A 1,853-nucleotide genomic window follows, 5' to 3' on the forward strand; every position below is an offset into this window, starting at 1 on the left:
CCGGAAGTAGTTGGGGGTTGCCCCCTGTGAGATAAGGAAGTCGCTTAGCTAAAGGGAGTTTAGCTCAGCTGGGAGAGCATCTGCCTTACAAGCAGAGGGTCAGCGGTTCGATCCCGTTAACTCCCATAGGTCCCGTAGTGTAGCGGTTATCACGTCGCCCTGTCACGGCGAAGATCGCGGGTTCGATTCCCGTCGGGACCGTTTAAGATAACGTAAGTTATTTTAGACTCGTTAGCTCAGTTGGTAGAGCAATTGACTTTTAATCAATGGGTCACTGGTTCGAGCCCAGTACGGGTCATCATTGCGGGTTTGGCGGAATTGGCAGACGCACCAGATTTAGGATCTGGCGCTTAACGGCGTGGGGGTTCAAGTCCCTTAACCCGCATAATAGAAATAAGCCGGCTTAGCTCAGTTGGTAGAGCATCTGATTTGTAATCAGAGGGTCGCGTGTTCAAGTCATGTAGCCGGCATTTTTTTAATATAACCAAGAGGTCGATGCGAACGTAGTTCAGTGGTAGAACACCACCTTGCCAAGGTGGGGGTCGCGGGTTCGAATCCCGTCGTTCGCTTAGAGAGGCCGGGGTGGCGGAACTGGCAGACGCACAGGACTTAAAATCCTGCGATTGGTAACGATCGTACCGGTTCGATCCCGGTCCTCGGCATATAATGAGCACCCTTAGCTCAACTGGATAGAGTACCTGACTACGAATCAGGCGGTTAGAGGTTCGACTCCTCTAGGGTGCATTTTTTCTATTTAACTCGGGAAGTAGCTCAGCTTGGTAGAGTACTTGGTTTGGGACCAAGGTGTCGCAGGTTCGAATCCTGTCTTCCCGATTGATGGCGGTGTAGCTCAGCTGGCTAGAGCGTCCGGTTCATACCCGGGAGGTCGGGGGTTCGATCCCCTTCGCCGCTATAATGATCTTGTTGGACCTTTAGCTCAGCTGGTTAGAGCTCTCGGCTCATAACCGAGTGGTCGTAGGTTCAAGTCCTACAAGGTCCATTAAATACTATGGAGGATTACCCAAGTCCGGCTGAAGGGAACGGTCTTGAAAACCGTCAGGCGTGTAAAAGCGTGCGTGGGTTCGAATCCCACATCCTCCTTTATTATTAACGCGGGATGGAGCAGCTCGGTAGCTCGTCGGGCTCATAACCCGAAGGTCGTAGGTTCAAATCCTGCTCCCGCAATAAGGCTCGGTAGCTCAGTTGGTAGAGCAATGGATTGAAGCTCCATGTGTCGGCGGTTCGATTCCGTCTCGCGCCATATTTGTTTTTATGCGGGTGTAGTTTAGTGGTAAAACTACAGCCTTCCAAGCTGTTGTCGCGAGTTCGATTCTCGTCACCCGCTTTGAACATTTAGTTCATTTACCAAGTTATTTAACTTGGGCGCGTAGCTCAGGTGGTTAGAGCGCACGCCTGATAAGCGTGAGGTCGGTGGTTCGAGTCCACTCGTGCCCATTAATAGGAGAATTACTCAAGAGGCTGAAGAGGACGGTTTGCTAAATCGTTAGGTCGGGTAACTGGCGCAAGGGTTCGAATCCCTTATTCTCCGTAGTTGAAGAGCTTAAAAGCTCTTTTTTTGACTTTAAAAGGCTCTTTTCTACCATTTGTCAAGTATATCAAGGGCCTTAAGTAAAAAAAAAGAGATAAGACAGTAGCTATTCTGAGGTTACTGTCTTATTTTTACCACTTATTGATCCATAAAAGGGCACGCTAAAAAACACCTCATGTTGAAGCTATTGTCGATTGTCTTTTTCGTTTCTCATAAAAGTCGGCGATATGGCAGGGATTGGTATGACTAGCTGAAGCGATGTTATGAATGCACTTGAACAAGATTTTTCTGGCATAGGGATTAC

At 48.9% G+C, this 1,853-nt stretch carries 17 tRNA genes and 1 pseudogene; 17 read left to right on the forward strand and 1 reads right to left on the reverse strand.

The features are described from left to right. Positions 1-53 precede the first annotated feature (53 nt). The 17 genes from QM406_RS09905 to QM406_RS09985 all read left to right on the forward strand — a co-directional run bounded on the left by QM406_RS09905 (position 54) and on the right by QM406_RS09985 (position 1,549). Positions 54-126 (forward strand) — tRNA-Val (locus tag QM406_RS09905). Positions 127-128: 2 nt separating this feature from the next. After that, a tRNA-Asp gene (locus tag QM406_RS09910) sits at positions 129-201 on the forward strand. A gap of 24 nt (positions 202-225) precedes the next feature. Then, a tRNA-Lys gene (locus tag QM406_RS09915) sits at positions 226-298 on the forward strand. Positions 299-303: 5 nt separating this feature from the next. Further along, a tRNA-Leu gene (locus tag QM406_RS09920) sits at positions 304-385 on the forward strand. A 12-nt stretch (positions 386-397) separates the two neighbouring features. After that, positions 398-470, forward strand: a tRNA-Thr gene (locus tag QM406_RS09925). Between the two features lie 27 nt (positions 471-497). After that, a tRNA-Gly gene (locus QM406_RS09930) sits at positions 498-569 on the forward strand. A gap of 7 nt (positions 570-576) precedes the next feature. After that, positions 577-662: transfer RNA gene (locus tag QM406_RS09935), tRNA-Leu, on the forward strand. Positions 663-670: 8 nt separating this feature from the next. Further along, positions 671-744: transfer RNA gene (locus tag QM406_RS09940), tRNA-Arg, on the forward strand. Positions 745-760: 16 nt separating this feature from the next. Next, a tRNA-Pro gene (locus tag QM406_RS09945) sits at positions 761-834 on the forward strand. A 5-nt stretch (positions 835-839) separates the two neighbouring features. After that, positions 840-913, forward strand: a tRNA-Met gene (locus QM406_RS09950). 13 nt (positions 914-926) lie between these two features. Further along, positions 927-1,000 (forward strand) — tRNA-Ile (locus tag QM406_RS09955). A gap of 11 nt (positions 1,001-1,011) precedes the next feature. Beyond that, positions 1,012-1,101, forward strand: a tRNA-Ser gene (locus QM406_RS09960). A 10-nt stretch (positions 1,102-1,111) separates the two neighbouring features. Then, positions 1,112-1,185: transfer RNA gene (locus QM406_RS09965), tRNA-Met, on the forward strand. Between the two features lie 3 nt (positions 1,186-1,188). Further along, a tRNA-Phe gene (locus tag QM406_RS09970) sits at positions 1,189-1,261 on the forward strand. A 13-nt stretch (positions 1,262-1,274) separates the two neighbouring features. After that, positions 1,275-1,345: transfer RNA gene (locus QM406_RS09975), tRNA-Gly, on the forward strand. A gap of 36 nt (positions 1,346-1,381) precedes the next feature. Beyond that, positions 1,382-1,455 (forward strand) — tRNA-Ile (locus QM406_RS09980). Positions 1,456-1,461: 6 nt separating this feature from the next. Further along, positions 1,462-1,549, forward strand: a tRNA-Ser gene (locus tag QM406_RS09985). A gap of 176 nt (positions 1,550-1,725) precedes the next feature. On the opposite strand, the pseudogene QM406_RS09990 reads toward QM406_RS09985, so the two are convergent. Beyond that, positions 1,726-1,853 (reverse strand): annotated as a pseudogene (locus QM406_RS09990) (IS110 family transposase); the annotation flags it as partial.

This window comes from Streptococcus infantis, assembly GCF_047465035.1.
GTDB lineage: Bacteria > Bacillota > Bacilli > Lactobacillales > Streptococcaceae > Streptococcus > Streptococcus infantis_T.